Raw genomic sequence first — 4,687 nt, 5'->3', positions numbered from 1 at the left:
CTTGAAAATGTTAGTTAAAAAACCTAACCCCCCAACCCCCTTCCCTACTAGCGTTGGGGGAGTATTTCTCCCCTCTCGGAGCAGGAGAGGGGTTGGGGGAGAGGTCTTCTGGGTCTTCGCTCAAACACCCACAATTTTAGTCTAGTGTCTAATTGCATAAATTAATATACTTATTGAGCCAAGAAAAAAGCTTGAAACCTAAGGAAATTGAGAAAAAAATAATATTACTAACTTTTGCAACTAAACACTAGATACGCCACTAGAGTGTGAAACTATTTGTGAGTCATGCAAAGTGAAATGATATAGATAAAATTGGTATTAAGAAATAAGGAGAGTAGGGAATAATTTGCTATAATTTAATATTTTCGCAACCTCCTCTATCCTTTTCTGAGTCAGAGAGTGGCATTGATATGAAAAACCTGCATAACTTCCCCACCGTCAGAAATACTGAAGTTTACAACCGAAAAATTACAGTATTCTCCTGGAGAAACTACAATGGTATGCACTAATGTCGATTCCACCAAATTAACACAACTATCTCAAACAGGCGATCGCTTATTCGATCTAGGAAAATTTGAAACTGCTTTGAAAACTTTTCAGGAAGCTTTAGAAATTGCCTTAACTGATGAACAAGCACTCCACATCTTCAACCGAATAGGATTAGTTTATCGCCGTTTAGGAAACTACAATTTTGCTTTAAAATATCTCAAATTGGCTTTGCATATTGCTAAAGAAGTTGGCAACCAAAATCAGGTTGTAATGATTTTGAACGATATTGGTGAAACTTATTCTCTGTCTATAGAATATAGTCTTGCCTTAAAATACTATGCTCAAGCTTTAGAAATTTCTCAAAACTTTTCTAACTTAGTAGGTATGGGTATAGTTCTTAATCATTTGGGGGAAATATATAACTTACTAGGATTATTTGACCAAAGTCTTAACTGTTCTCAAAAATCTATGGATATTTTCTATAAATTTGAAAGAAAATCAGTATTAGATAAATTAACTGCCCAAATTAATATTTCTCTAGCCCTTCATAATATAGGAGAAGCTTATTTATGGATTGGTCAATATACCCAAGCGAGAGAAACCCTGGAACTTACTTTAGCTATTCGTCAGAAAATTTGTCAAGTTACTTTTAGGTATTTTAGTAAAACCCAGAATAATTTAGATAATCATCTTTCCCATAATACTTGCTTAAACACTCAAAAATTACCTCAAAATCGACAAATAATTCAACAAGAAAAAATTAACTTTACTGAAAGTATTATCTGCCAACATGGAGCAGATTTAGCCAATACCATGAATTTAATCGAAAAAGTGTATCATAACTTAGGCGAATGGAAAAAAGCAGATAAGTACCATCAACAAAAACTCAATATTTGGGAAAGTTGTAGCGATAGATATACAATCTACAATGTTTATATTTTGCCATTTTATTTGAGATTTCATTCTCATCATAACTGAAAATATAGCTGGATGCGCTAATTAATATTAGTAACTAGATTAGTTAGCAATATTTTGGAAAAAAAATTATTAACCATAGCCGCTCGGATGTATTTCCCTATTTCTCTAGTTGCCAATATCTACTCAAAATTTTCCTTTATACATAATATTTTATCTGTCTGAGATTGACTGATTCATAAATATTAATAGAGTCAAAGCATATAAAAAAGTAGTAAAATTTAGCATTATTGATTTGATAATTAAAATAACAATTCCCAGACTGGTAAGGTACGCGCATTCGTTTGTTTTAGGAAACAGGGAACAGTGAACAGTAAACAGGGAATAGGGAATAGAATAGAAATTAAAGATAGGTGTACCTCATTAGTCTGAGAAACCAAATACCAAATGGAGCATCAAATAATATTACAAATAAAGAGTTAGGTAATGAGATTCTTAAAAATAGGATTTAGTCATAATGGCAATGGATAAGATTTATACCATTTTGAAAAAAAGAATGCTATACTTAGGTAACACTTAAATTAGTCAGTAATTAACATGGGTGCATGAAACCTTTTTGATAATTATTTAGTCAGGAGCGTGTTAATTATTTTTGTCTTGACTTCTCCCTCTCGGACGTTGCATGCAACGTCTACTCCCCTACTCCCCCACTCAAGAAAATGTAACAAACATTTATCAAACTGGTATAACCCGTGCATCAATCAAATAACTCACTTTCATCAGGGGTACTACCATGAAATCTCATCCTAACCATCAAAATGAATTAAAATATCTCTATCAAAAAGGCGATCGCCTCTACAGTTTAGGTGAACTAGAAACCGCATTAAAAATATTTCAAAAAGCCTTAGAAATTACTAAATTAATTAATAGTCCTGAACAAAGACTTGATATTGTCTATCGGCTAGGATTAGTTCACTGTAGAATAGGAGAATACATCAATGCTCTTAACTATCTAAAACTCGCCTTAAAAATAGCCCAAAAAATAGGAGATGAAGGCAAAATTGCCGCTATATATAACGAACAAGGAGAAACTTATTATCTGTTAAAAGAGTATGCTAATGCCTTCCAGTGTTATTCCAAAGCTCTAACAATATTTCAGAAACTAAAAGATATAGTAGGTATTGGTAAAACAATTAATTACATTAGTACAATTTACAATTTAACCGGATTATCAGCTCAAGCCCTAGAGTATTCTCGTCAGTCTTTAAATATTTTTCAAAAGCTCGATCAATTTGCCAAAATTGATAAATTTACAACTAAAATCAACGAAGCAACCGCCCTTCATAATATGGGAGAATCATATTTTATCCTCGGTAGAAATCGCCAAGCTCAAGCCTTTTTAGAACTTGCTTTAGATATTCGCCAAGAACTTTGGGAAAATTCTTTAGAACGGTTAGAATTAATGGGAGATAATGTTGCAAAATTAGAGAAAAAGCAAAATCATGACCATATGTATCCTCAAAAAATGGCAACTTATGACTATAAAGAAAAAGATGGATTTCACAGAAGCATTTTTGCTCAATATGGTCAGGATTTAATACAAACTATGAGCTTAGTCGAGAAAGTTTACAAAGATTTAGGGAAAGAGCAACAAGCAAATAACTATCATCAACAAGCTGTGGAAATTCACCGAAAAGTTAATAGTGATTTTTCCTTGGTAACAAACTAATTTAATTAAGTTGAATATCTTGAAAAGGGGCAAATCATCAACATCGACACAAATTACATAATTCTTTTCTATTTACCATTGTAGGGACGTTCCATGGAACGTCCCTACACTCTTTTTTGCAGATATCTAAAAATCTAGCAGTAAAATAAAAAGGTATGTAATTTTCTCCCAAGATTTCTTCCTCCTGCTTCTGGCCTTATGACCAAAAAATAAGGTCTCAAGCTTCCCCTTTCAAGGGGATGAAAAAGTGGTCGTTTTCGGCTTTCGCCGACATAAAACGCGGAGCGACATGAATTGCGGAGCTTGGAGTAGGATGGGATGGCGCACTTCGGAGCGGCTCTGCACTCTTCGGGAAACCTCGCCATATCCAATCTCCCTTTGAGAAATAAAGTTCAATATTTCAAGCCTCTGACTTCAGGCACAGAGAGGTACTGATAACTGATAACTGATAACTGAAATGACTTGGCCAAAAAATTGATAAAATGTTTAACAGCACTAAATCAATCACAATATGTCTCAACAAAACACACAATATCAAACAGCATTAGGAGAAGCAATCGCTCCTATTCCTATCTTTCAAGACCAAGAAATTATTTTCAAAACTCAACTTACAAAACTACGAAAATTACTCAAGACAGACCGTGTGGCCCTATTGCGTTTCTATCCTCAATTAGATGGGGGGGGAGAATTTGTTTGTGAAGATGTTACATATGGTTGGAATTCTTTATTAAATCTGAAAGTTGAAAATAACTGCTTTCCTAACTATCAAGAAGAGGGTATTCAAGCAGTAGCAGATATTAATGCGACCCAGCTAAGTCAATATTATGCCCAAATATTACGAGAATTTCAGGTAAAAGCTGATTTAGTCGTTCCTGTATTCAAACAAGATGAGGCAACAGAAACAACTGTACCCGAACTCTGGGGACTGCTCTGTATTCATCAATGTAGCAGTCCTCGAAAATGGCAAGACTTGGAGATTGAGTTTGCCCAGAAAACAGCTCAAAACTTGACAGTAATTATTAGAAATACACAACTTTTAGAAGCAGCACATTATCAAGTAGAACAACAAAAAGCTTTAGCAAGAGTAATCAAAAGGATTCGTACACCTATAGATTTAGAAGAAATTTTCAAGGTTACTGCCACAGAAGTACGTCAACTACTTCAAGCAGATCGGGTTGCCGTATTTCGTTTTTATCCAGAAAGAGACTGGGAAGGAGAATTTGTTTCGGAAGATATAGCAGATGAATGGGATTCAGCACTAGCAGCTAAAGTATATGACCATTGTTTCGCGGGAGAATATGCTGTTCACTATCAACAAGGTAGAGTACAAGCAGTAGAAGATATCTATGCAGCAGGATTAGGTGATTGTCATATAGAAATTTTAGAGCGATTTCAAGTCCGGGCAAATCTGGTTGTACCTCTACTCAAGAGTAGAGAACAAGGAGAATTACCGGAACTTTGGGGTTTGTTGTGCATTCATCAATGTAGTGGTCCCCGTCATTGGCAAGACTATGAAATAGATTTTGCCCAACAAATAGCCGATCATTTTGGTGT

General features: G+C 34.6%; 3 protein-coding genes. All 3 read left to right on the top strand.

The genetic code is table 11. The features are described 5' to 3' along the window. Positions 1–495 precede the first annotated feature (495 nt). Positions 496–1,467, top strand: coding sequence for a tetratricopeptide repeat protein (locus tag F6K22_RS32640; RefSeq protein ID WP_293107892.1), 972 nt, complete (start codon positions 496–498; stop codon positions 1,465–1,467). Positions 1,468–2,197: 730 nt separating this feature from the next. Further along, on the top strand, positions 2,198–3,133 hold the full coding sequence (locus tag F6K22_RS32635) for a tetratricopeptide repeat protein (protein WP_293107889.1): 936 nt from the start codon (positions 2,198–2,200) through the stop codon (positions 3,131–3,133). 511 nt (positions 3,134–3,644) lie between these two features. Further along, on the top strand, positions 3,645–4,687 hold a 1,043-nt coding region (locus F6K22_RS32630), incomplete at its 3' end, for a GAF domain-containing protein (RefSeq protein WP_293107887.1).

Origin of the sequence: Okeania sp. SIO2F4, assembly GCF_010672385.1 — a bacterium.
Taxonomy (GTDB): Bacteria; Cyanobacteriota; Cyanobacteriia; order Cyanobacteriales; family Microcoleaceae; genus Trichodesmium.
Note: the sequence above shows the minus strand (reverse complement) of the source record. Positions and strands in the feature narration are given on the sequence as shown.

What these genes read in the sequence shown, in the direction of transcription:
- F6K22_RS32635 (WP_293107889.1), top strand. Translation starts at nt 2,198, where the DNA reads ATGAAATCTCATCCTAACCATCAAAATGAATTAAAATATCTCTATCAA.
- F6K22_RS32640 (WP_293107892.1), top strand. Translation starts at nt 496, where the DNA reads ATGGTATGCACTAATGTCGATTCCACCAAATTAACACAACTATCTCAA.